Source organism: Mesoplasma grammopterae ATCC 49580, assembly GCF_000701525.1.
In the GTDB taxonomy this organism is placed as follows: Bacteria; Bacillota_I; Bacilli_A; order Mycoplasmatales; family Mycoplasmataceae; genus Mesoplasma; species Mesoplasma grammopterae.
The window spans coordinates 60,459-86,252 of sequence record NZ_JNJC01000001.1; the positions used below are offsets into that span (position 1 = coordinate 60,459).

Sequence of the window (25,794 nt, forward strand, 5' to 3'; positions counted from 1 at the left end):
CTCCTTATTTTTTCTCACTATTTAAGTAATGGTAAATTAATAAATCATTAAAGTAATGGAAAGGTAATGATTTTGAAATTAAAACATTATCATCATTTATTTCAACACCATCAACAATTAATGTATGCACTAAACTGGCATTTTCTTCAACTTCTTTTGAAGGCACTTTACCTGAAATAAAAATTGATTTACCTTTTTGTTTTCTTATTGCTTCTATAACTTTTGATAAGTGTGTAGAAGTTCCATATTTTGTTAAGAATATGTATAAATCATTTGTTTGTGTATTTTTAATTCTATTATTGATTGAGTCTCAATCTGAATCTAATAATGTTACATTAACACCTTGGTTATAGAAAAAGTTAGAAAGATCCATTGCTGGTCCTCTTAATACACCTTCTCAGTAACAAATAACAATTCTTGGTGATGAATCAATTAAATTAATTGTTTTAACTAAATTAGCTTTTTTAATTAAAGTGTAATTTTGTTTAATTAAATTGATATATCCATTAGCTACGTTTTCATCATTTTTTGCAATATTTAATTCTGCATGTTCAACGTCATTTGCTAAACAAATCATGAAATCTCGATATCCATCAATATTCATTTTTTTCAATAAATTATAAATTGCACTAAACCCTGTTTTTGCACGTCTTGCTAATTCATCAATTTTAATATTTTCTTCTACTATTTGTTTTGAATTGCTTTTAATGTAATCAACAATAATTAATTCACGTGTAGTTAAATTATTTTTCTCAATTGTTGAAAGTTTTGCTAAAAAAGATCTCATATTTCCTCCGTTGTAAAATTATGCATTTTTGCATATTTATTTATTATATTTTATCATTTTTGGAAATTAATTACTACTTTTCAACTTTTCGTACGCTAATTTCGCTATCATTGCTGCATTATCTGTGCAATATTCCATCTTTGGAACAAATGTGTTTGTTATATTATATTTTTTACCCAATGATATTATTATGTTTCTAATTTCACTATTAGCACTAACACCACCAGCTACTGTTAATGTTTTTGGCTTAAACTGAATAATTGCTTTTTCTAGTTTTTTTTCAACAATTTTTGTAGCTGCATATTGAAAACTTGCAGCAATATCTGCAACCGGTATTTCCTCACCTTTTTGAGTTAAATTATGAATAATATTAATGACTGCTGTTTTTAAACCTGAATATGAAAAGTCATAACTATCATCATTTTTAGATATAGGAAATATAAAAGCTTCTTTATTTCCTTTTTGAGCCAATTTGTCAATTTTTGGTCCACCAGGATAGCCTAATCCCATTACTCTAGCTACCTTGTCATAACATTCACCAATAGCATCATCAAGTGTTGCACCAATTACCTCAAATCCATTAGGTGAGTTAACGATTTCAATTTGCGTATGTCCTCCACTAACAACCATAGCTAGTACTGGATAAACAAAATCATTTTCAATTGATGCTCCATAAATGTGACCTTCAATATGATGTAATGGCATTAATGGTTTATCAATATAACTAGCGATAGTTTCAGCAACTAATTTACCTATGATTAAAGAACCTATTAAACCAGGTTTTTCAGTATATGCAACATGATCAATTTCTTCAATTTTTGTATTTGAAGATTCAAGCGCAGATTTGATTACTCAAGATATATTTTCCAAATGTAATCTTGCAGCTAATTCAGGTACAACACCACCAAATTTAACATGTTGTTCTATTTGAGAAGAAATAATATTAGTTAATATTGTTCCATCTTTAATAATTGAAATTGAAAATTCATCACAACTTGATTCAATAGCTAATATTTTCATTGTTTTCTCCTTATAACGATTTAATAAATTCTTCATACATTTTTGAAATGTTATAACCAAATTTTTGTGCATCTTGTGTATGTAAATAGTCTACTTTAAATATAATTCCACTTTTGAAAATCATAGTCAGATCAGCAATATCACCAAGTACGCCTAATTTTACATCTTGTATTTGTTCTAATCCATATTGCTTAATTTGACTTGCTGTTTGAATAAATTTACTTATTGTAAATAGCCTCTTGTTTGTTAGTAAAACCATATGAGCAAAAGCATTTATTTCTCCCACAATAATATCTATAACGAATTCTTCAGATAAAAAATATTTTTCAACTTCTTGAAATTCTTTTTTATTTATTAATTCATATTTGTCAAAATTGTAAATTTCTAATTTACTTAAGTATTCTTTGTTGTCCATAAATAGATTATAACAAATAAAAAAACCACATTATATGTGGTCTATTCATTATCAATTATTATTTGATTTGCGTCTTCAACAATTTGCATTGCTTCATCTAAGTTGTTAATGATTGCTCCAGCAGCCATTTTGTGACCACCTCCACCTCATTTAACAGCTAATTCATTAACAGCAATACCATTTGAACGGAATTCAACTCTTCATTTTCCATCCTCTCTAATTGAGAATGTAATTCAAATGTCAATTCCTTCTAAGTCTTTTAATAAGTTTGAAAATTTTCCATTTTCATCATAACTTAAATTATATTTTTTCATTAATTCATATTGTAAGATGATATATCCAACTTTGTGATCAGTTACTTTAGCTGATGCTATTAATTCTGATTGTAAAGCTAAAACTGGGAATGAACGTTTGTACATAGTTTTATACATTTCAAACACATCAAAACCTGTTTCAATTAATCTAGCACATACTTCAAAAGTTCTTGGCGTAATACCACCAAATAAAAATCTTCCACTGTCTGTACAAATTCCATGATAAATAACTCTAGCAGCAACTGGTGTTATTTCTCAGTTATTATTAACAGCTAAATCTCCAACCATTTCACTTGCACTTGTATAATTTACATCAACTCATGATAGATCTCCATATGGTGTTGCATCTGGGTGGTGATCAATTTTTAGTAAAAATGCACCTTTATCATAATTTTGATTATCAATTCTTTCGACATTACCACAATCAGTTACAATAACTAATGCATCTTTAAATATTGCTTCATTTGTGAAAACATCGGGTGTTCCAGCGTGTTTTAAATACCCAATTTCTTCACCAAATGCGTAAACTTGCTTATTTGGATAATTTGTTTTAATTAATTCTTTTAATCCTAATTGTGAACCATAAGCATCTCCATCTGGAACAATATGTCTTAAAATAATTATCTTGTCATATTTTTCAATAATTTCTTTTATTTGTTTATAAATTGTCATAATTCTCCTTATATTATTAATATTTTACCAACTATTTGATAGAACATTTTATTTTACAATAAAAAAAGCAATCCCTTACGGAATTACTAATTTTTTATTAATCTAAAGAACTAATTATTTAGCTGCTTTTGTAGATTTTTTTGCTTTTGCATTTTTTAATGCATCTGCTTCAACTGCTTTACGTAATTCTCTAGCCATGTTTGGTGAAATTAAGTTGTTGATTAAGAAACTTGAAATTGATAAATAAATTCAGAATCCAACTAAAGTAACTCCATTGATTGCTGCGAAAATGCTTTGTAAGCTATTTCCATCTGGTCCATATAAAGCCATGAAGTTTGAAACAGTAGCGACAGTTCATGCGATCATTGGTAAAATGATTCCATCAACTAATAATTTTTTAGATAATGTTTTGTGTTGTTTAAAGCTATCTACTAATGTAGCGATTACATAGAATATTAAACTTGTTGATAATACTAAGTAAGCTACTGCTGAGAATCAAACTCAAATTTGAGCTGATGATCCTGGAGCAACGATGTTAACTTTTGATACACCAACAATTCCTGCTGAAATTGTAATGAAAGTTAATACGTATAATGAGTAGAAAATAATAGCTGGTTTAACTAAAATATTTTTGATGTTTTTGTATTGTTCATTTCTGAAGATCATTAATGAATGAGCAATAATAGTTAAAATTACTCAAGAAATGAAGAATGTAGCTGCTACAGCCAATGTTCTAACATCACCTGTTAAATTAGAAACTAATCCATTGATTAATCCTCCAACAAATGCAGAAATAATAATTGCTGGTACAAACATTGCAACTAAGAAGAAGTTGAATTTGAAGATTTCTAAACTATAAATTTTTCATCCTAAATTGTTATCTGCTTTGTCTTGTAATGCTTTGTGGTAAGCGATTGAGTATTTTGAACCTGTTGCACAGTATTCATATCCACGTTTTAAGTCGAAGAATAATTCATCTCCACGACCATTAATTGAACGTCTTCTTTCTTTTTCATACATTTCTTTGATTGATTCTGTAACAACTTTTGCTGATTCAGCAAATACTGTTAAGTCTCCCTCTCTGATAAGTACTGAACAAATTTCATCCATCATAATGTTTAAGAATTCTGGTTTAAATGCTAATCCTGAATATGCTGCATAATCAGCTTTAACTGCATCAAAGTTTCCTTCTGCCAATTTAACTTGTAAATCTTCAGTAAATGAAATTGTTTTTTGGTAGTTGTATAAAACGTTTGATTGACGGTTTTTCATGTATGATTTCATTCCAATAACTGTTCCAAATAATAATTGTTTTGTTAATGGTACGAACATTGCAAATACTCCCCCAACTAAAATCATTTTGAATGGATCCAATAATGTTTTTAATAATGAGTTTGCTGCCATAAATCCTGACAATACATATTCACCATTTGTTAATGCTGTTAATTTTTCAATAAATTCAACATTTGCTAAAGCTGAAGGCGAAATTACATCTAACATTTTTGATGGAAAGTTTGATGAATTATTACCTTGAGCTGAAATAAAATCTGCAAATCCATTTTCTTTCATTCAAGTAACTAAAGTTTCTGAATTTGTAAACCCTAAATTATTATTTGCAATATAATCAAGAATTTCAGCAACTTTTGTGTTTCAAACTGATGATCCTAATTGAGCAGCACCCACATTGTAAATAGCAACTGAATCAATTCAAGCTGAGTAACCAAAGTAAATAACTGCAACAACCAGTAATAAAATAACTAATCTCACTGTTTTTCTCATTTTCTCTATTCCTTTCTTTTAACTAAAATATTATAACAAAAAAATCAGTATCAATACTGATTTTGTGTTTTTTTGTACCCTTATTTAATTACAATGTTAACAATTCTATCGACTACAGCAATTTCTTTAATAATTTCTTTATCTTTAATATAACTAACAATATTTTCATGTTTCTTAGCTAATTCTAATAATTTATCTTTAATAGTTCCTTTTTCCACTTCAATAGTTGCTCTTAATTTACCATTAATTTGTAATGCAATTACTACTGTGTTGGAAACTAATTTACTTGGATCAAAGACTGGTCAAGATTCTTTTGTAATTGAAGGAGCATGCCCTAGTTTTTCTCATAATTCTTCTCCAATAAAAGGAGCATAGATACTTAACATTTTTACAAATCCTTCAATATAAGGACGATATACTGGTCCTTCATGTTTATAAATTGCGTTAACAAATATCATTAATTGTGATATTGCTGTGTTAAATTTTAATGATTCAATCATTTCACTTACATTTTTAACTACATCATTATAAACAAAATCTAGTTTAGTATCATTTACATCAGTTAATTCAGTAGCTATAACCATTCTATAGGCTCTATGAATTCATTTTAAAGCAGAATCTAATCCATCTTCACTTCAAGGTAATGAAGCATCTAATGGTCCCATAAACATTTCATATAATCTTAAACTATCAGCACCATGTGTTGAAACAATATCATCAGGGTTAATTACATTACCTCATGACTTAGACATTTTTCTACCATCCGGTCCTAAAATCATTCCTTGATTAAATAATTGTTTAAATGGTTCTTTAACTGAAGTAATTCCTAGATCATATAATACATAGTTTCAGAATCTTGCATATAGTAAATGACCAACAGCATGTTCTTGTCCACCAACATATAAATCAACTGGCATTCATTTTTCAAAACGCTTTTTAGCTTCTGCACTATCGATGTCAATAAATTCATTTTCTCCATCAGCTAAGATATAAGCTAAGTAATATCAACTTGAACCTGCGGATTGAGGCATTGTGTTTGTTTCTCTTCTATATTTAACACCATCAATTTCTACATTAACTCATTCTTCAACATTGGCTAATGGTGATTCTCCAGTACCACTTGGTTTAATATTTGTAATTCTTGGTAATTCAACTGGTAAATCTTCTATTAATGTTATTTCTTGATTTGGTCCATATAAGACTGGGAAAGGTTCACCATAAAATCTTTGACGTGAGAATAATCAATCTCTTAATTTATAGTTTGTTTGTTCTCTTCCTCAACCTTGTTCAACAGCAATTTTTGTCATTGTTTGAATAGCTTGTTTTTTATACATCCCATTTAAAATATCTGAGTTGATAATTTTATCTTCTCCAACAAAAGCCTTTTCATCAGTTTTGTTTTCAATAACAAATTTTTTCTCTAAATTAAATTTAGTTGCAAATTCTCAATCTCTTTTATCGTGAGCAGGAACTGCCATAACAGCACCAGTTCCATAATTAGCTAATACATAATCACTAACTCAAACTTGAACTAACTCATTAGTGTGCGGATTAGTTGCATACCTTCCAGTGAAAACTCCAGTTTTTGGTTTTGATTCATCTTTACGATCAATCTCTGATTTGTTTTTTGCTAATTCAATATATGTTTGTACTTCTTTTAATTGTTCTGGAGTTGTAATATTTAATACTTCTTCATGTTCTGGAGCTAAAACAATATAACTAACTCCATAAATAGTATCAATTCTAGTTGTAAAGACTGGAACTTTAATATCATTAACTAAAAAGTCTAATTCAACACCAGTTGATTTACCAATTCAATTTCTTTGTAAGTCTTTAATTGAACTATTTCATTCTAGTTCATCTAATCCTTCTAATAAACGATCAGCATATTCTGTAATTTTTAAAACTCATTGACGCATTTTACGTTTAGTCACAGGATGCTCTCCACGTTCACTAACCATTAATCCATCTTTTTCAATAATTTCATCATTAGCTAAAACAGTTCCTAATTCTTGACATCAGTTAACTTCAACGTCACGATTTTCTGCTAAACCTTTTTTATATAATTGATTAAATATTCATTGTGTTATTTTATAATAGTTTGGATTAGCTGTTGATATTTCTTTATCAAAGTCATAACTAAATCCCATCATTTTTAATTGGCGTTTAAATGTTTTAATATTTTCTAAAGTGAAATCAATTGGGTCATTACCTGTTTTTAATGCATATTGTTCTGCTGGTAATCCAAATGCATCTCAACCCATTGGATGTAAAACATCATATCCATTCATTCTTTTATAACGAGAAAAAACATCAGTTGCAGTATAACCTTTAACATGACCAACATGAATACCAGCTCCACTTGGGTATGGGAACATATCCAATACATATGATTTTTTATCAGATGCATTAGTTGTTTTATTTGTATTATTTTCTTCTCAATATTTTTTTCATTTTTTCTCAATTGCTTTATGTGAAAATTCCATTTTAAACTCCTTGTAAATATAAACTATTATTAATTTTACTATTTTTAAAAAATAAAAAAAGTAATAATCAAATGATTATTACTTGTGATATCTAATGGTCGGAATAATTGGACTTGAACCAACGACCTCTCCGTTATCAGCGGAGTGCTCTAACCAGCTGAGCTATATTCCGAAAACAAAAATATTGTATTATTTTTAGAATGTTAAGTCAATAGAAAAACGAATAAAAAATAAAAAAGACAGCCTAAGCCATCTTTTAAATATATATTGCTGAAAATATATGATTAACGTTTTGAGTATTGAGGTGCTCTACGTGCTCCACGAAGACCGTATTTTTTACGTTCTTTAATACGTGCATCACGTGTTAGTAACCCAACAGCTCTTAACCCTTTACGGTAATCTTCACTAGCTACTAATAATGCTCTAGCAATCCCTAAACGAGTTGCTCCAGCTTGACCAGTAAATCCTCCACCTTTAACTGTAACAGTGATATCAAAATCTTTTTCTGTTCCAGTTGCTACAAGTGGTTGTTCTAAGTCTTGAACTAATGTTGGATATGGGAAGAATTCTAATGCAGGAACACCATTAACAATGATGTTTCCTTTTCCAGGAGTTAAGATAACTTGAGCTACAGAAGTTTTTCTTCTTCCAGTTCCTCTATAAATAACTTTTTCTGCCATTATTTGTTATCTCCTTTTTTTACAAATGTTAAAACTTCTGGTTTTTGAGCTGCATAAGGGTGGTTTTCACCAACGAATACGTGTAATGCTCTAAATTGATTTCTTCCTTGTACATTTTTTGGTAACATCAAACGAATTGAACGTTCTAAAATTTTAGTTGCGTCTAATTCTCTTTGAACTGCTACAGTTCTTCTTCTTAGTCCACCTGGGTGCATTGAGTGGTGGTAGTATGTTTTATCTGATTCTTTTTTACCAGTAAATAATACTTGTTCAGCGTTAATGATGATAACGTGATCACCATTATTCATGTGAGGTGTGAAGTCAACTTTATGTTTACCTCTTAAGATTCTAGCTACTTCTGTAGATAATCTCCCCACATTTTGTCCTGCTGCATCAACGATATATCAATTTTTCTTGATGTCTTTTGCAGCAATTAATGTTGTTTGTTTCATGTGCTTTTTCTCCTCTTATTTGACTTGTCCGGGGTCTTATAAATGTAGTAAGCAAAAATATTATAATACATTTGCTTTAAAATTTAAATTCCTAAATGAAATTTTTTATATATAAAGGTAAAATTTCTTCAATTTCATCAATCAATTTGAAGTTTTTTTCTAATAAGTTAAATGTTTGAATATAATCTAAAGACTGATTATCTTCTTTAATTAAAAAGTTAGAATAAGTTTTTTTAATATCATCTAATTCAGATAAGTTAACAACTGTTTCTTCTATTAAAGGCTTTTGGTTTTCATATACTCCAATATAGTATTTATTTCCTCTAGCATCTAATATTGAAATAGCTTGATCATTTGCTGCTTGAAATGCTAATGAATTTAATAAATAGACTTTAATTCTATTGTTTAAAGTTTTTAAAGTTTTAACAATTGTTAGTCCAACTCTAACACCTGTATAACTACCAGGACCATTAGTTAAATAAAATTCATCAATATCATTAATTTTTAAATTATTTTTGCTTAATAACTTAGTGATAGTAGATAATGCTATATCACTAACCTTTTTAGTGTCAGGCAATATTAGACTGTCCATTATCTGATCATCTTTTTTTAGCAATAAAACTAATTTTCAATTACATGTATCTATAAATAATTTCATCCTAATAATTTCTTTCTATTTTAATTTCTCTAGTAGTTTCATCAATTACTAATATTTCAATTTTTATATTTTTAAATTCATCAAAGTCATAATTTAAATTTGTTCATCATTCAATGATATTAATATTGTTATCAAATTCTTCTAAAAACATTTCAATATTTGATTGTTTATCTAGTCTATATGCATCCATATGATTTATAACCAAGTTATTTGTAGTTTCATATTGATTCAAAATATTAAAAGTTGGGGATGTTACATTTTCTTCAACTCCCAATGATTTAATTAATTGCTTAGTTAAAGTTGTTTTACCTGCGCCAAGATCCCCTGTTAATAATAAATAAACTTCACCCATAACTCTTTTTAGCTCATCAGCGATTTTAATGGCTAGTTCTTTAGTTTCATTAATATTTTTAATAATCATTAAAATCACTTCTTTCATTATTAAATTATATAAAAAAATACCTATTAAAGGTATTTATAATCATTCTTTAAATTTTTTGATGTATAGTTTTTTAACTAATTGTGCTAAAACTATATAAGTTCCAACAAATCCCAATGCTACAAATATAAATGATCAGTGTGGTGTTGACATTTGAACCAATTGATTAATTGGCGTAAATGGAATCAATATAGCAGCTAAACAAATCACAATAGTTGCTATTAACATTGACATTGAACATTTAGATTGAATAAATGGTGTTTTTTCAGTTCTATATACTTGCATTACAGCTGTTTGAGTCATTAATCCAACAACGAATCAAGAAGCATGGAATTGCATTGCATTAGTACTTCCTTCAGGTACACTTCCTTGGAATGGCACTAATTTGTATCCAAATATTAAAACTAAGAATGTTGAAATATCGAATATAGAGCTTATAGGTCCATTTATAACTGCAAATCATATTATATTTTTGGTTGTAAATGGTCTAGGTTTTTGTAAAAACTCTTCATCTACATTATCAAAAACTAAAGCAAACATTACAAAGTCATATAGTAAATTTTGTAACAACAGATGTAATGCTAACATTGGTTCTTCTTTTGTTAAGAACAATGCAACAATAACAGATATAACGTTACCAAAGTTTGATGCAACTGTTACTTTAATGTATTTAAGCATATTAGCCAAACTCTTACGTCCTTCAATAACAGCGTTTTCAATAGCCATTAATGATTCACTTGTTAAGATCATATCAGCTGCGTCTTGAGCAATATTTGATGCTTCACTAAATGAAATAGCTACATCAGATTCTCTAAGAACGGGAGCATCATTAATTCCGTCTCCCATGAAACCAACTACATGACCTTGCGCTTGTAACGCTGCAATAATTGTTGATTTATGAATTGGTGATAATTTTACGAATACATTTGCTTCAACAACAGCTTTGTGTAATTGTCTATCATCCATAGTTTCAATTTCTGCACCAGAAAATAGTTTAGTAATTTCAAAATCGACATTTTTACAGATTGCTCTTGTAATAATTTCATTATCACCAGTAAGAACTTTTGTTGATATTCCTTTTGATGCTAAATTTTTAATTAATTTTTTTGAAGTCTTTTTAGGTTTATCAAAGAAAGTACCAAATCCATAAAAAATTAGTTCTTCTTCAACGTCTTCATCTTGTAAAACATTATGAGCTATACCAATTACTCGGTAACCATCAATGTTTAATTCATGAGTTTTTTTCAAAATCATTTTCTTTAACTTAGCATCTAATTTTTCTATTTTTCCATTAATTGAAATTCTATTACATACTTTTAAAACTTCTTCTACCGCACCTTTTGTAAAAATTTCTTTATCTTTTTTACTAGTTAAAATTACAGATAAGATTTTTCTTTCAAAGTCAAAAGGTATTTCTCATTCTTTTGTATAGTCATCAACATCAGGTTTTTTAATTTTTGATGACAAAACAGCACTATCAATAGGATTTTGGAATCCTGATTGGAAATAACTATTTAGATATAAAACATTTTCTAAAAATTCTGATTTTTCACCGTTAACTCCAGTTACTTTATTTAAACTAATTTCACCACTTGTAATAGTTCCTGTTTTGTCAGTACATAAAATGTCAATGGCACCTATGTTTTGTACTGAATTTAAATTTTTAACAATCATTTCACCATTTTTTTCAATTTGTTTGTATCCTCTAGTTAAGTTTGAGGTTACGATAATTGGTAACATTTCTGGTGTTATACCTACAGCAATAGCTATAGTAAACATTGCTCCCTTAACTCAATCATTTTGTTGTAATCCAGAAATAAGTAAAACAACAGGTATAACAGCAACCATAAAGGCAATTAGGTATAATGTAATTCTTTTAATTCCTTTTTCAAATGAAGAACTTTTTCTTTTTTCTTTAACTTTGTTATCGATTAATGAGAAATAAGTATTTTGCCCTGTAGCAACTACAATGGCTAATCCACTACCTGACATAACTTCTGTTCCCATGTAACCAATGTTTTCATAACTTAAATGAGATTCAAATTCTTTATCATGTGAATCTTTTTTTTGTACTGGGAAACTTTCACCAGTTAAAGATGATTGGTTAACATATAAATTATTTGATCAAATAATTCTAACATCAGCTGGAATAATATCTCCATTGACTAAATAGATAACATCTCCTGGAACTAATTCATCATTTTCAATAACTTCAGCTTCTTTGATCAATCTAATTGAATTAGCGTTATCTACTGATTTATAGTTGTATGAAATATTTCTTATAACTTTTGATGTTTTTTTATTCTCAGTTATCATTTTTTTAATAACTAAATGAGATCTGATTTCTTGAATGAATGCCATTGTTCCACTAGCTAATATCATAATTAGCACAATGACAGCAGCCACAAGTGAAAATGTATTTGGATCACTAATATATTCATAAAAGTTAAATGCATCTATTGCCATTAAAATAATATTAAATGGTGAAAAAAATGATTTAACAAATACAAGAAAAACATTAAATCTTGCTGGTTTTAATTCTTTCCCACCAAATTTTTCTCTATTTATTTCAACTTGTTCGTTGTTTAAACCAAAACTATTTATTTCAAATTGTTTTAGTAATTTATTATTATCAGAGTCTACGTAATTGATTAATTCAATTTTTGTATTATTGATTAATTTCTTTAGTCTTTTCATAAATTTTCCTTTTCTATGAATGCCTAAATACTAAAATTTTAACGATTAAAAATTAGTGATTTAAAAGCACTCTCAATAAAATTTAATCCATTAAATAAACTCTGGGATGGAATACTCATAAAATCACCTCTTTCATTTCTTATAGATTATAGCATAAAAAGTAAAATGCATAAAATTTGAATTTATTATAGACATCAAAAAAAACGGCAAGCATTAACTTTAGCTTGACGTTTGTTCTTTATTATTAAATATTTTCTATAGCTCAGTAATAAGCTCCTCAAATTCCTGCGTCATTACCAAGTTTAGCTATTTCTATAACCATATCTTCATAAAATGATTTTAAAGTATATTTTTTTAAATTCTCGAAAATTATTTCAGATATTCTTTCGCCTAAATTTGAAGGGCCACCACCAATGATTACTTTATCAACGTCTAAAACAGTTTGTAAATATCCAACAGCTTTTGATAAAGGCATTAAACACTCTTTGAAAATGTTTATAATAACAGGATCTTCGTTATTAAATAATTCGACAATATCAATAATTTTGATTGTCTTAAATTCTTTTCCAAATTTTGATTCAATGTAATTTTTATTATCAGCTTTATTAAGTTCACGTTCTATACCTGTGGCACTACTTCTTGCTTCTAAACAGCCATAAACACCACATGAGCAAAGTAACTCTTCATCAGCGAAACAACCACCATGGCCACCTTCACTTGCGTATCCTTTTTTAGTTCCTTCTCAAATTTGTTTATTTAAAATTAAACCATGACCAACTCCAGTTCCTAAAGTGAATAGCATCATAGATTCTGGTATACCATCTTGACCTTTTTTTCATTCACCATAAGTTGCAGCATTGGCATCATTTAAAATAAATATTTTTTCAAAATTGAATATTCTTCTTGCTTCTTTTAAAAGAGGATAGTTTCATCAATTTAAATTCCCTGCAAAAACAATAATTTCAGTTTTTTTATCGTATGCACCAGGTACAGAAAAAGATATTGCTTCAATATTTTCTCATTTATAACCATTTTCTTTAAAATAAATATCTATCATTTTCTTTAAATTTTCAATTATTTCAAATTTTGGTGTTTCAACAAAAAACTTACTTTTTATTTCAAAGTTTTCAATAAGTGCGCATTTAGCTGAATTTCCACCTAAATCAATATTTAGTATCATTTTATTCTCCTAATTTTATAATATGTGTCTTGTACTTAAATAAATTTTTCTATATGTGTAAATTCCATACATGAAAGCAAAAACATTTAGTGTTAATAGCTCAAATATTATTAATACAAACATTGTTTTCATTGATTTTTCATTTAAATAACTTCCATATATATCAATCTTATATATAGCTTGTCAGCAGTACAATGCACTTACTATAGTTTGGATGAAAACTATACAAGGTAATATTCATCAAAAAGGAAACTGTTTTACAACACCAATATAAATACAACTAATTATAAAAAGTAAAGTTGAAACAATGAAAACTGCAATACTTGAATTAAGCGAAAATTTTGCTTTTTCACGGTCATTATATCTCATTGTTTTTATTTCCTTTCGATAGCTATTACTTGATAAGGTTTTAAAGAATCAAAACTAAAATCTTCATAATTATTTAAAATTATTTTTCAATTATTGCTATCTAGTTTTAATTTTATCAATTTATTTTCAGTTGTTCAGTTTGTTAATATAATTATTTCTTTATCTTTTAATTTTCTAGAATATGCATAATCCTGGTCTTCAAAAAAGTTTATTGTTCCATCATTAAATACTTCTTCGTTTAATCTTAAATTAATTACTTTTTTATAAAAATTTAAAACAGATTTATCATCATTTAATTGGTTTTTAACATTGATCGTTTTGTAATTTTTATTAACAAATAAATTTATATTTTCTTTTTCTGAAAATCCAGCATTGAATTTATCATTTCATTGCATAACACTTCTTGCATTGTCTCTTGATTTAATTCTTAAAATATCAAGTACTTCTTCTTCTGATTTTATTTTTAATAAATCATTAGCATTTCCAATTGATTCAATATCTTTAAATTCATTAAGATTATTAAAAGTTAAATTTGTCATACCAATTTCTTCACCTTGATAAATGAATGGAACTCCACGCATTAATGAAGTAAATGCAAAAATAGAAGTTGCACTTTCATATCAATATTTATCTACATTCCCAAATCTTGAAACAGCTCTTGGTTGATCATGATTATTCATAAATAAAGCTAAAGTAGAATTTTCTAATTGATAATATTCTTGTCATTCTTTTTGTAATTTTCAAAAGAAGTTTAAATCAGGCTTTATATTTGTTCATTTATCACTATTTTCATAATCGACTTTTAGATGTAAGAATGTAAAAACTGAGTCAAGTTCATTATTTCCTACCTTAGCATATTTAGCTGATTTTTCTTTAGTAGTTGATGAAACTTCACCAACTGTAAATATTTCATTATTAGTTCCAAAAACTTCATTATGCATCAAATTAAAGTACTCTTCAACTTTTGCTCCATCAGTATAGAATCTTCTTCCATCTCCAATTTCATCATTTTCAAATAATGTGGGTTTGCTATAAAGATTACAAACATCAAGTCTGAAACCGCTAATACCTTTATCTTTTCAAAACTTCAATATATTAATTAGTTCATTTCTAACTTCTGGATTTTCTCAATTTAAATCTGGTTGTTCTTTTGTAAATAAATGTAAATAGTATTTATTTAGATTAGGCACGAATTCTCAACTTAAACCACCCATTTTACTTTTTCAATTAGTTGGTTCTTTGCCATTGACTGGATCTTTAAAAATATAATAATTCATATATTTTTCATTACCTGCTAACGCTTTTTTAAATCATTCGTGTTGGTCAGAAGTATGATTGAAAACTATATCTAAAACAATTGTTAAATTTCTTTTCTTTGCTTCAGATATAAGAATTTCTGCTTCTTCCATAGTACCAAATTCTTCATTTATTCCACAATAATCTGAAACATCATAACCACTATCTTTAAAAGGTGATTTTGTAAAGGGTGATATTCATATTCTAGTTATGCCTAAACTTTTTAAATAATCTAATTTATTTATTATACCTTTGATATTTCCTTTACCTTTTTTCTTACCATCAGAAAAAGTTAAAGGGAATATCTGATAAATTACTTCATTTCTCATTTTTTCCCTTTTTCTATTTAGTTTTATTTTAATATTATTTTAGTAATTCTGCTGCTTTTACTTCGATATTGAATTTTTCGAAATATTTAACTTTTGAGAATACCATTGTTAATCCTATTGAAACTGCCGCTGTTAATATCATTGATATCATAAATCATGTATAACCAGTTCCAATTCAAGTATTAACACCTTCAATTTTTGATTCAACTTGAACATTTAAAATTCCTAATCAAGCACCATTTCCTGAGTTTGTTGCACTTACACCTGAAATAACTGCTAATTCTAATCCTAAACCTGTTGCAATTGAAGCTGCTGCAAATGGATACATATGTTTTAAGTTAACACCATACATTGCTGGTTCAGTAACTCCTAGATAAGCTGAAACAACTGATGGGATACCTACATCTTTTGCTCTTGGATCTTTTTTGTTAACTAATATTCAACCAAGAACAGCACTTCCTTGAGCAATAGCTTGAGCACATGTTCCAATAAATAAGAAGTTTCCTCCATTTTGTATTGTATCTTGTACAAACACTGCGTTAAATAAGTGGTGAACTCCTGTTAATACAATTGGCGCATAGGCCATACCAATTATAAATCCGAAGAAGTATTTTGCAATGTTATTTGTAAATGCTCATGAAATAGCAAAACTGATAACTGATGCAACTATAAATCCTGCAGGACCAATTACAAACATAGCTAATGTAAATGTTGGTAAAATTGTTACTAACGGAACAACAATTTGACTTACAACTGCTGGTGATGTTCTTTTAATTCATTTATTGATATAAGCACCAACAATACCAATAGCAAACGCAGGAATAACTTGCGCTGTATATTGAATTTTTCAAGGATATTTCATGAAACCTCAGTCAAAGGCTCCATCATCCATACCTGCCATAATTTGTCAGATTCATTTAAATCCACCATCTTGTGAAGCTTCACCAGAAACTTCATAAACGTTCATTAAAGGTGGAACTAATAAACATAATCCAACAACAATTCCCATAACTTGGTCAGCTTCCATTTTTCTAAAAATACTTCAGCATAAATGAACTGGTAGTCATCAGAAACAAACTTGAGCTGGAATTCATAAGAAGTCATTAAGTCCTTGTCAGAATTGACCAGATTTAACAATTATAAAGCCATTAAAATCTGCTTCTAAAATATTTCTAAATCCTAAAATTATCCCACCTGCTACTAAAACAGGAATAATTGGAATAAATACTTCTCCTAAAAAGTTAAGTGATTTTAAGAATCACCCACCATTATTTTGGTTTGCAATGGCTTTAGCTTTTTCCTTAGATACAGCTTCAACCCCTGAAACAGCTACAAACTCTTTAAAGTATTTTTCAACTTCTGTTCCAATAATAATTTGATATTGACCAGAAGATTTAAAAGTACCCTTAACATTTGGCATTGTTTCAACTTTTGCTTTATTAATTAGATTTTCATCTTTAATAACAAGTCTTAGTCTTGTTAAACAGTGAGTTGCTGAAATAATATTTTCAGAACCACCAAGATATTCAACAAGTTCTTTTGATCATGCTTTTAAATCAATCTTTACTTGTGGTATTTTTTCTTTTTTACCCATAATCTTTGCCTTTCTATTGGAAACATTTCCAACACTATTATTATATATAAAAAAATAAACTATTAAATAATTTTGAAGAAATTTTCCATTTTCTTTTCTTTATTTAATAATTTATTCCCAATTTCATATCCAATTAAAAAGTAATCAATGAAAATATTTATGTCTGAATTAGTTAAATATTGACTTTTTCCCATTCTTCCAATATCAGTAGTAATGAAATTATTTCTTATTTTATTTTCCATTAAATGCCCATACACATACATTGATATAGTATGTGTTGCGCTTACTATAATTTTAGGATTATAGTCTTTTATTATTTTGTGAATAATTTCTTCAACATCATCAAAAGAATTTTGTTTTAATAAGTAATTTTGAACTTTATTGTTTTTAATATTTTCTGTAAAAGATTCAGATCTATATTTTCCTGTTGTAATGTCTTCTTTGTTTAGACCAATAAATGCAATTTTTTCATTTTTATAATCAGTATCAATTTTTAAAGCTAGTTCTTTAAACATTTCTTTATCATCAATGTTAACAGATTTAACTCCTTCAATATTTCTGTTATAAACAATTAAGTTAGTTGATTTTATATCTTGAATTTGTAGTATTAAATCTTTAGAAGTATGTTTGGGTAATAATAAAACAATTCCAAACGGGTTTCTCATTGTTAAATATTTTAAATCTTTTTGATAAATTTCACTTTCAGATGATGAAAGAAAAATAAAGAAATTAATATTATCAGCTGTTAATGAACTCTTAACACCATTAACAATTTCCATATTAGCTGTCTCATCGTTATTGTAAGGCAATATTAAGTAAACATCTTTACTAGGCTTTTTAATATTAGACGCTGCAAAGTTGGGGATATAGTCAATTTCGTTTAAAACTTTATTGATTTTTGCTTTAGCTTCTTCAGATATATTGTAATCATTAAAATATCTAGAAACAGTTCCTATTCCAACTCCAGCTTTTTTAGCAATATCATGATAAGTCATTTTTGTTTTTTTCATATAATCCCTTTTATTTGTTTTCTATAAATTAATTATATTACTTTTAACAAACAAAAAGAGTACTTAATCGTACTCTAAATTTTATAAATTATTTTTTGATAATCATTGAAGGTTGAGTCATTTCTTTAGGAATTTCTAATCCCATAATATCTAAAATTGTTGGTGCAACTTTAGCTATAGCTGGATCAAAATCACTTAATTCAATTGATTTATCAGTAACAATTATTGGAACTAAACTAGTTGTGTGTTTTTTGTTAGGTCCTCCAGTTTCATCAATCATGATTTCTGCATTACCATGATCAGCTGTAATAACCATTACACCATTGTGTTTTAAAACAAATTCATCATGAATACGTTTTAATTGTTCATCTAAAACTTTTACACCTTTAACAGTTGCATCATTATTTCCTGTATGTCCAACCATATCACAGTTAGCAAAGTTTAAGATAATTAAATCAAATTCATCTTTTTTTACTTCTTCTAATAATTTATCTGTAATTTCAACAGCTGACATTTCTGGTTTTAAATCATAAGTTGCAACCTTTGGTGATGAAATTAAATCAATACTTGCATGAGGTAAAGAAATTTCTTCAGGTTTTGCTAAACCATTTTTAAAGTAATCGTTTCCTCCATCAAAGAAGAAAGTAACATGAGCAATTTTTTCAGTTTCAGCAATTCTTAATTGTTTTAATCCTAAACTTGAAATATATTCTCCTAAAGTATTAGTTAATGGAGTTGGCGGATATGCTATAAATGGTGAAGTTACACTATCTGCATATTTCATTGTTGAAACAAATCTAATTTTATCTCCAATAAATCCAACACCTTTGAATGCTTCATCATTTCACGCTGGATAATTATTGTTTGTCATGATTGATGCCATTTGAATAGCACGATCAGGACGGAAGTTAGTAAAGATCATAGCATCATTTGCTTTTAATTCTGAATCAACAACACTTGCATTATAAGCAGGAACAATCATTTCATCATCTAATCCATTTTCATATGCTGCTTTAACATATTCAATTGGGTCTGTAAATTTAGGTTGATCAACTTTTCTTTCAGTCATTGTTATATATGCTGCTGCACTTCTTTCAAATCTTTTATCACGATCCATAGCAAAGTATCTTCCACTAATTGAAGCTATTTCACCAATGTTGTTGTTATCTTTAATAACTTGTAATAATTGATTGATATATTGTTCTGCAACTTTTGGTGCTGTATCTCTACCGTCAGTAATTAAATCAAATTTAATATTTGTTAAACCAAATTTAACAGCAGCTTTATACATTGAAATCATATGATTCATATGAGAGTGAACTCCACCATCTGAGAATAATCCCATTAAGTGTAATGCACTATTGTGTTCTTTAACATATTTAAATGTATCTACTAATACTTCGTTTGTTAAAAATCCATCAACTTTGACTTCATGATTTAGCTTTGCTAAAGATTCCATATTAATTCTTCCAGCACCTAAATGAATATGTCCTACTTCTGAGTTACCCATTTGTCCTTCTGGTAAACCTACTCATTCACCTGAAGCATGTGCTTTAACTCATGGATACATACCCATCATTTCTTTTACAAATTTTTGATCAGCATTAACAACTGCATTACCAACACCAGCTTCTTCAATTCCTCAACCATCTAAAATGGCTAAGATAACAGGTTTTTTAACATTCATTTTTATTTCTCCTTGGTTATTTATTTAAAATGTACTTGTTAACAAATTCTGCAACAGCACCTTCTGTATTTTCTTTATCTATATACACTTGAGCAACTTCTTTAATTCTTGGTTCTGAATTTTTCAAAGCTACTCCAATTCCAGCATGTTCGATCATTGGTAAATCATTCATACCATCGCCCATTGCAGCAATGTTTTCTAATGGAATATTAAAGTATTCTGATAATCAATCAATCGCAAATTTTTTATTAATTCCTGGTGCATTGATTTCAGCAATTTTTCCATCATTAGTTGCAATATTTAAATTAAACTCTTTTTCAAATTTTTCATAAAGATCATAATTACCATTGAATCCTAAAATCTTGAAAAAGTTAAAATTGAAATTATCTTTAACATCTTCATAGATTAGATATTCTCCATCAAAAAATCTTCCTTCTCAATGACATTCTTCATTATAAACATCATTAATTTTTCTTGAAAGAATAACTGTATTTAAATCATCAACATATCCTCATAGAATTGTATCTGCATTTTTAACTTCTTCAAATAATTGTTTAGCTTGGTCAGATTTAATTGGACTACTTTTTAAAACCCTTTCAGTATTTAAATCATAAATACATCCAGAGTTACATCCAATTAAAATTGCATTCTCTTCGGCCAAATTATGAGCTTTTAAATTATTTGGTTTTGCTAAAACTGGTCTTCCAGTAACAAAAGCTACTTTAGTACCAGTTTTGATAGCATCTTGTAATGGCTTAATATTAGATTCGATAATATTTCCCATCTTGTGATAAGAAGTACCATCCATATCTAAAACTAAAAGCTTAATTTCATTCATTAATTATTTTTTGTAATTGATTAATGCAACAAAATCATCAGCTTTTAATGAAGCTCCACCAACAAGTGCTCCATCAATGTTTGGTTGTGACATTAATTCAGCAATGTTTGATGGGTTAACACTTCCACCATATTGAATAGTAATTTGTTGTGCAGTTTTTTCGTCATAAATTTTTGTTAAATTTTTACGAATAGCTTCACAGACTTTTTCAGCATCTTCACTTGTTGCAGTTTTACCTGTTCCAATAGCTCAGATTGGTTCATAAGCAATAATTGTTTTTAATGCATCTTCTGCGCTAATTCCTTTATAAGCTTTTTTAATTTGTGCGTTTACAAATGTAACAGTTTTTTTAGCTTCTTTAGTTTCTAAAGTTTCACCACAACAAATAATTGGTGTCATTCCTGCAGCTAATAATGCAGTAGCTTTTTTGTTAACTGTTTCATCAGTTTCAGCAAACATTTCTCTTCTTTCTGAGTGACCAATAATAACGTATTGTACTCCTACTTCTTGTAACATTGAAATTGAAACTTCTCCAGTAAATGCTCCTTTTTCAGCAAAGTGAACATTTTGTGCAGCAACTTTAACATTTTTTGCTTTTTCAATTCCTGTTGATAATAATGTAAATGGCAATCCTAATCCTGCCACTACATTTGATTTTTTAGCTGCTTTGTCAACTTTTTTTAAGAAAGTAACAAGTTCAGCATTAGTTCCGTTCATTTTTCAATTCCCGAAAATTACTTTTTGTCTCATGATATTTCTCCTCTTGTTTTTTGTACATTTTTAATTATATAACAATAAGAAAATCAATGAAATAAAAAAGATAACAACATTTAAGTTGTTATCAAAAAATTTATTCAAAAACTCTTGCATATCCCATTTTGTGGTAACGTTTTTCACCATCTTCTGAGTTTTGACCATTTATTGAGAAATACATAATATTGTATTTACCTCAACCAATTATTTCTTTTCCATACATGTTGTATTTAACTATATTATTTGTACCTTCTTTTAATTCTGTTGTTACACTAACTCTGCTATTGTCATCAGTAGATCCTATAAAAATGTCTCCTAATTCAGGATGCAAGTTATTTACATGAATTTCTAAAGTTACTGTTTCTTTATATTTTAAATGATATGGAGAAAATATACTTGTTGAAGGTCAATCTTTTCCTGGTTGTGATTGATAAGGTAATGCAAAAATATTTAAATTTATTTCAATTTTTTGATTAGTATCATCAATTTGATAAATTTTTATATGTGCTTTTGTATCATCAATACAATTTGAACTAATTGTGACTGTTCTAAATTCAAGTGTTCCTTCAACGCCTGTTTCTTGTCCAATTGATACATTTGTTTCATTATTATCTGATTCGATAGCTAAAGATTTACCTGCTAAATTTTTCCCATAAATTTTATATGTATTATTTAAAGGTTTTCTTAAATCATAATTTAAATCATTTGATGTTTCAAATTCAGCTGGCATATATCATGTTCCATTATTTTTAAAAGATTTTTCTCCTGTACTTCCAAGCTTATAAGTAATTGATACTTTGTAAGATAAATTCTCTTTTTTATCTCACTCAAAATAAACTTGATCAATTCCATTAATTGATGCTAAGTCTTTTTCAACTTTAACTTGCATATCATTTTCTTTTCCAGTTTTTCAATTATAATTATTTTTAATATTATTTAATGCTAAACTGATACTATCTGAAATATTAACTTCAGATTTTGAGATTAATGTAAACATAGAAACAATTTCATCATTTAATTTTAAACCTATTTGTACTTTTGCATTTTCAGGTAATGCTTTAATAAATTTATAATGCAATATAAATTTTTGTTGGTTTTGAGAGTCTTGCAATAAACTTGTTTCAATATATGTTGAAACAGAAAAACTGTTTTCAACCCCTTGAAGTTTTGAAGTTATTTCAAAACTATCACCTTTAGTTTTATCAAAATCATTTGTAAAAATATCTAAAGTAGTTTCGTGATTTAAGTATCAACCATATTCAGGGTCTAATTTTGTAACTATTTCAGGTTTTGCTAATATTGAAGTTGTAAATTCAATACCATCTTCTTTTTCATCTTCATCTCAAACTTTAATAACACTTTTAATACTTTTATTATTATTAATTACTAATGTAATTTTTTCATTAGCATAAGTTGCTGTTACAGATGAATTATCTGAACTGACAGATATTTTTTTATTAGCTAAATTATTACCTTTTAAATCAACTGATATTGTATTAGTTTTTCTCATGTCAATAATTTGATTTTCAATTTTTTCAAATGTTGCTGATTGATATTTTAAAAGTGTACCACTTATTGAACTTGGTCCAAAATAATCATTTGAATAACTTAATTTAATATTATATTTTAATAAGGATTCATCTATTCAAGAAAATTCTGTATTAGTTATTCCTTCAATTTTTAAATTAGATTCAACTGTTGTTCTTGCTGAAGATGAACTTTTATACTCTTTTGATTCAAAAATATTTTGAGCGGTTTTAATAGCATCTGCTAAATTTGATTTAAGTTCTATCACTCCTTCAGCACTTTCTGGCCCTTTACTTTTGTCATCATATTTAATTGAAATAGTGTATTTATAAGGTGCTCACTGATCTCAAACTAAACTAGTACTTTTAACACCTTCTATGCTTTCAAAAGTTGACTTAATAACTTTTGTTGCTGCTGGTTTTGATTCATATTTTTTATTGTCTTTACTGATTGATTGATTAGCAGCATAAATATCAGTGCTTAAATTATTTTTTAAATTGATTAAAACCTCTTGTTTTTCTGGTCCTACAACATTATATTTATAAGTTAAATTAACTTCATATTTTAAACGACTTCTTGTCATTTGTGCTTGAAAAACAGTAACTTGATCAACACCGCTAATTGATTTAAATTTAGTTTTAATAATTTCTTTTGCTTCATTTTCATCTTCAAAATAAACATTGCTTAGTTCAGTAGCAACTTTATCTACATTTTTTTCATTATTTATTTTAATTGTTACATCAAACTCACCTGCTGATGTTTTTGGTCATATATAACCTTTTTTTAATTTTCCTTTAATATGGATAGAAGAAACTGAATCAGTTCCATAAACACTTCCTGTTAAAGAATCTATTCCTTCAGTTTTTCAATCAGATTTTGATTGAATATCTTTTATCGCACTTTCTTTACTATCAAATGTTCCTTTTTCATTTAAATAGTTTTGAACTTCCATCTTTAATAAAACCTGACTGCTTTCCTTATCAGTGGTTTTTGGATCAGTTGTTCCGCCTTTGTTTTTATCACCCTTAAAAGAACAAGACACAGCTGTTGCGCTTGTTCCTCCAACTACACTAACCGCAGCTAGTAAAGTAATTGTCTTTTTCATTGTCCTAACCTCTTTCTTATTTAAAATAATAAAAAATTAGTTATTTAAAGGTGGCATATTTCTCATTTTGTCTGTTTTAATTATTTTTGTTTTTAAAATTTTAAATATAATTTCAGTCTGATGAATTGAATACGCTAAAAAATGCTTTATTAAATTAATAAAGTTTATTTCGATATTTATGTCACATTCATCATTTTCAGTATTACTGGGTTCATATTTTTCAATTCACAATGAAAAATTGATTTCACCATTTTCTTCAATTAATCAATTCTTTTTAAATATGTAACTTAGAACTATATACGTTATTAAACCAATTAATATTATACTCATTACTAAAAATATGATAGTTACGATTTGAATTGAAACAGGTAATGAATTATTAAATTTATTAATAAACATAAATCTTACAAATTTAATAGTTAAGAATGGTATAACCAAACCCATAAGTCTAAAAATTGATTTAATATTCTCTTTCTTTGTTAAAAATTTAATATTTTTATTTTTAATTAAATCTTCATCATTTCTTGATACAAATCTAATTGTTTCAGATCCTAATAAAATAATTAAAATAAATGATGAAACATTATTTATTTTATCAATCATCATATTTGTTTCATGAAAGTTACTTGTTTTTATAACTTCAAAAGACACTAAAAAGGCAAACAAAACGTATGCTAAAAAAGAGCAATAGATGAAGAAATGAGTTATTTTTTTTATTCTTAATTGATTCATTTTGCTTCCTCCAATTTTATTTATAATAATTTTACTCTTTAAAAAATAAAAAAAGCACATAAGTGCTTAAATTTTTATAGTGGTGGTTGTGGACGGAATTGAACCGCCGACACGCAGAGCTTCAATCTGCTGCTCTACCAACTGAGCTACACAACCGATGGCGACCCCAACGGGACTCGAACCCGTGATCTCCTCCGTGACAGGGAGGCGCGATAACCAACTTCGCTATGGGGCCATTAAAAATGGTTGCGGGGGCAGGACTTGAACCTACGACCTTCGGGTTATGAGCCCGACGAGCTACCAACTGCTCTACCCCGCGATAAAAAAATGGCGGAAGATGAGGGATTCGAACCCCCGCTCGGGTTTCCCCGACTCTCGGTTTTCAAGACCGATCCCTTCAGCCGGACTTGGGTAATCTTCCGTGTAATATTCAAGTTGCAACCATACTTTATTAACTATTGGTGGACCTTATTGGACTTGAACCAATGACCGTCCGGTTATGAGCCGGATGCTCTAACCAACTGAGCTAAAGGTCCTTTAATTATGGTAGCGGGGGCGAGATTTGAACTCGCGACCTTTCGGGTATGAACCGAACGCTCTAACCAACTGAGCTACCCCGCCGTAAAAAAATGGTGGACCCTATCGGGATCGAACCGACGACCCCCTGCGTGCAAGGCAGGTGCTCTCCCAGCTGAGCTAAGGGCCCACAAAAAAAATATAATGGTCGGGAAGACAGGATTCGAACCTGCGACCCTTCGGTCCCAAACCGAATGCTCTACCAAGCTGAGCCACTTCCCGATACGACAATGTTATTACTTTTTCAATAATAACATTAATAATTTAATTGGTGCGCCCGGAGGGACTCGAACCCCCAACCTTTTGATCCGTAGTCAAACGATCTATCCAATTGATCTACGGGCGCATTTGTTATTATTGGTACACCTTAAAATTTAAGGGACTTTTTTATTATAAATA

21 protein-coding genes and 10 tRNA genes are annotated in these 25,794 nt (G+C 28.2%); all 31 read right to left on the minus strand.

Going from position 1 to position 25,794, the window contains the following annotated elements; translation table 4 throughout:
- Nucleotides 1-4: 4 nt before the first annotated feature.
- The 31 genes from T314_RS0100290 to T314_RS0100440 all read right to left on the minus strand — a co-directional run bounded on the left by T314_RS0100290 (nt 5) and on the right by T314_RS0100440 (nt 25,741).
- Nucleotides 5-787, minus strand: a complete 783-nt coding sequence (locus T314_RS0100290) for a MurR/RpiR family transcriptional regulator (protein ID WP_029511688.1) — start codon at nt 785-787, stop codon at nt 5-7.
- A gap of 66 nt (nt 788-853) precedes the next feature.
- On the minus strand, nt 854-1,807 hold the full coding sequence (gene tsaD, locus T314_RS0100295; protein WP_029511689.1) for a tRNA (adenosine(37)-N6)-threonylcarbamoyltransferase complex transferase subunit TsaD: 954 nt from the start codon (nt 1,805-1,807) through the stop codon (nt 854-856).
- Nucleotides 1,808-1,817: 10 nt separating this feature from the next.
- On the minus strand, nt 1,818-2,222 hold the full coding sequence (locus tag T314_RS0100300; protein WP_029511690.1) for a PH domain-containing protein: 405 nt from the start codon (nt 2,220-2,222) through the stop codon (nt 1,818-1,820).
- 41 nt (nt 2,223-2,263) lie between these two features.
- On the minus strand, nt 2,264-3,208 hold the full coding sequence (locus tag T314_RS0100305; RefSeq protein ID WP_036237377.1) for a DHH family phosphoesterase: 945 nt from the start codon (nt 3,206-3,208) through the stop codon (nt 2,264-2,266).
- 114 nt (nt 3,209-3,322) lie between these two features.
- Complete coding sequence (locus T314_RS0100310) at nt 3,323-4,987, minus strand: hypothetical protein (protein WP_029511692.1); 1,665 nt, start codon at nt 4,985-4,987, stop codon at nt 3,323-3,325.
- A gap of 80 nt (nt 4,988-5,067) precedes the next feature.
- Nucleotides 5,068-7,473, minus strand: coding sequence for a leucine--tRNA ligase (gene leuS, locus T314_RS0100315; protein ID WP_029511693.1), 2,406 nt, complete (start codon nt 7,471-7,473; stop codon nt 5,068-5,070).
- A gap of 95 nt (nt 7,474-7,568) precedes the next feature.
- A tRNA-Ile gene (locus T314_RS0100320) sits at nt 7,569-7,645 on the minus strand.
- Nucleotides 7,646-7,757: 112 nt separating this feature from the next.
- Nucleotides 7,758-8,153, minus strand: a complete 396-nt coding sequence (rpsI, locus tag T314_RS0100325) for a 30S ribosomal protein S9 (protein ID WP_011183390.1) — start codon at nt 8,151-8,153, stop codon at nt 7,758-7,760.
- On the minus strand, nt 8,153-8,605 hold the full coding sequence (gene rplM, locus T314_RS0100330; RefSeq protein ID WP_023025963.1) for a 50S ribosomal protein L13: 453 nt from the start codon (nt 8,603-8,605) through the stop codon (nt 8,153-8,155). Before rplM ends, rpsI begins: the two co-directional genes overlap by 1 nt.
- Nucleotides 8,606-8,696: 91 nt before the next feature.
- Nucleotides 8,697-9,263, minus strand: a complete 567-nt coding sequence (gene tsaB / locus T314_RS0100335) for a tRNA (adenosine(37)-N6)-threonylcarbamoyltransferase complex dimerization subunit type 1 TsaB (RefSeq protein WP_029511694.1) — start codon at nt 9,261-9,263, stop codon at nt 8,697-8,699.
- 1 nt (nt 9,264) lies between these two features.
- A complete protein-coding gene (tsaE, locus tag T314_RS0100340; RefSeq protein WP_029511695.1) occupies nt 9,265-9,684 on the minus strand; it encodes a tRNA (adenosine(37)-N6)-threonylcarbamoyltransferase complex ATPase subunit type 1 TsaE in 420 nt (139 codons plus the stop codon).
- Nucleotides 9,685-9,738: 54 nt separating this feature from the next.
- Nucleotides 9,739-12,399: a magnesium-translocating P-type ATPase gene (gene mgtA / locus T314_RS0100345; protein ID WP_029511696.1), complete on the minus strand. Its 2,661-nt coding sequence runs from the start codon at nt 12,397-12,399 to the stop codon at nt 9,739-9,741.
- Between the two features lie 244 nt (nt 12,400-12,643).
- Nucleotides 12,644-13,579, minus strand: coding sequence for an ROK family protein (locus T314_RS0100350; RefSeq protein WP_029511697.1), 936 nt, complete (start codon nt 13,577-13,579; stop codon nt 12,644-12,646).
- 15 nt (nt 13,580-13,594) lie between these two features.
- Complete coding sequence (locus tag T314_RS0100355) at nt 13,595-13,948, minus strand: hypothetical protein (protein WP_029511698.1); 354 nt, start codon at nt 13,946-13,948, stop codon at nt 13,595-13,597.
- 5 nt (nt 13,949-13,953) lie between these two features.
- Nucleotides 13,954-15,573, minus strand: a complete 1,620-nt coding sequence (locus tag T314_RS0100360) for an alpha,alpha-phosphotrehalase (protein WP_029511699.1) — start codon at nt 15,571-15,573, stop codon at nt 13,954-13,956.
- Nucleotides 15,574-15,607: 34 nt separating this feature from the next.
- Complete coding sequence (locus T314_RS0100365) at nt 15,608-17,167, minus strand: PTS transporter subunit EIIC (protein ID WP_036237388.1); 1,560 nt, start codon at nt 17,165-17,167, stop codon at nt 15,608-15,610.
- A gap of 62 nt (nt 17,168-17,229) precedes the next feature.
- A complete protein-coding gene (locus tag T314_RS0100370; protein ID WP_029511701.1) occupies nt 17,230-18,177 on the minus strand; it encodes a LacI family DNA-binding transcriptional regulator in 948 nt (315 codons plus the stop codon).
- Nucleotides 18,178-18,265: 88 nt separating this feature from the next.
- Entirely contained in the window at nt 18,266-19,864 is a 1,599-nt protein-coding gene (gpmI, locus tag T314_RS0100375; RefSeq protein WP_029511702.1) for a 2,3-bisphosphoglycerate-independent phosphoglycerate mutase, read from the minus strand.
- A gap of 16 nt (nt 19,865-19,880) precedes the next feature.
- Entirely contained in the window at nt 19,881-20,702 is an 822-nt protein-coding gene (locus T314_RS0100380) for a Cof-type HAD-IIB family hydrolase (RefSeq protein WP_029511703.1), read from the minus strand.
- 3 nt (nt 20,703-20,705) lie between these two features.
- Nucleotides 20,706-21,452: a triose-phosphate isomerase gene (gene tpiA, locus T314_RS0100385; RefSeq protein WP_029511704.1), complete on the minus strand. Its 747-nt coding sequence runs from the start codon at nt 21,450-21,452 to the stop codon at nt 20,706-20,708.
- A 100-nt stretch (nt 21,453-21,552) separates the two neighbouring features.
- The gene (locus T314_RS0100390) at nt 21,553-24,087 is read right to left on the minus strand and encodes a hypothetical protein (RefSeq protein WP_029511705.1); all 2,535 of its coding nucleotides are present in this window, start codon (nt 24,085-24,087) and stop codon (nt 21,553-21,555) included.
- 36 nt (nt 24,088-24,123) lie between these two features.
- Complete coding sequence (locus T314_RS0100395) at nt 24,124-24,819, minus strand: hypothetical protein (protein ID WP_029511706.1); 696 nt, start codon at nt 24,817-24,819, stop codon at nt 24,124-24,126.
- A gap of 80 nt (nt 24,820-24,899) precedes the next feature.
- A tRNA-Phe gene (locus T314_RS0100400) sits at nt 24,900-24,975 on the minus strand.
- A gap of 2 nt (nt 24,976-24,977) precedes the next feature.
- Nucleotides 24,978-25,054, minus strand: a tRNA-Asp gene (locus T314_RS0100405).
- An 8-nt stretch (nt 25,055-25,062) separates the two neighbouring features.
- A tRNA-Met gene (locus T314_RS0100410) sits at nt 25,063-25,138 on the minus strand.
- Between the two features lie 9 nt (nt 25,139-25,147).
- Nucleotides 25,148-25,240, minus strand: a tRNA-Ser gene (locus T314_RS0100415).
- 38 nt (nt 25,241-25,278) lie between these two features.
- A tRNA-Ile gene (locus T314_RS0100420) sits at nt 25,279-25,355 on the minus strand.
- Between the two features lie 8 nt (nt 25,356-25,363).
- Nucleotides 25,364-25,440: transfer RNA gene (locus tag T314_RS0100425), tRNA-Met, on the minus strand.
- Between the two features lie 9 nt (nt 25,441-25,449).
- A tRNA-Ala gene (locus T314_RS0100430) sits at nt 25,450-25,525 on the minus strand.
- 15 nt (nt 25,526-25,540) lie between these two features.
- Nucleotides 25,541-25,617: transfer RNA gene (locus T314_RS0100435), tRNA-Pro, on the minus strand.
- Between the two features lie 47 nt (nt 25,618-25,664).
- A tRNA-Arg gene (locus T314_RS0100440) sits at nt 25,665-25,741 on the minus strand.
- Nucleotides 25,742-25,794 lie beyond the last annotated feature (53 nt).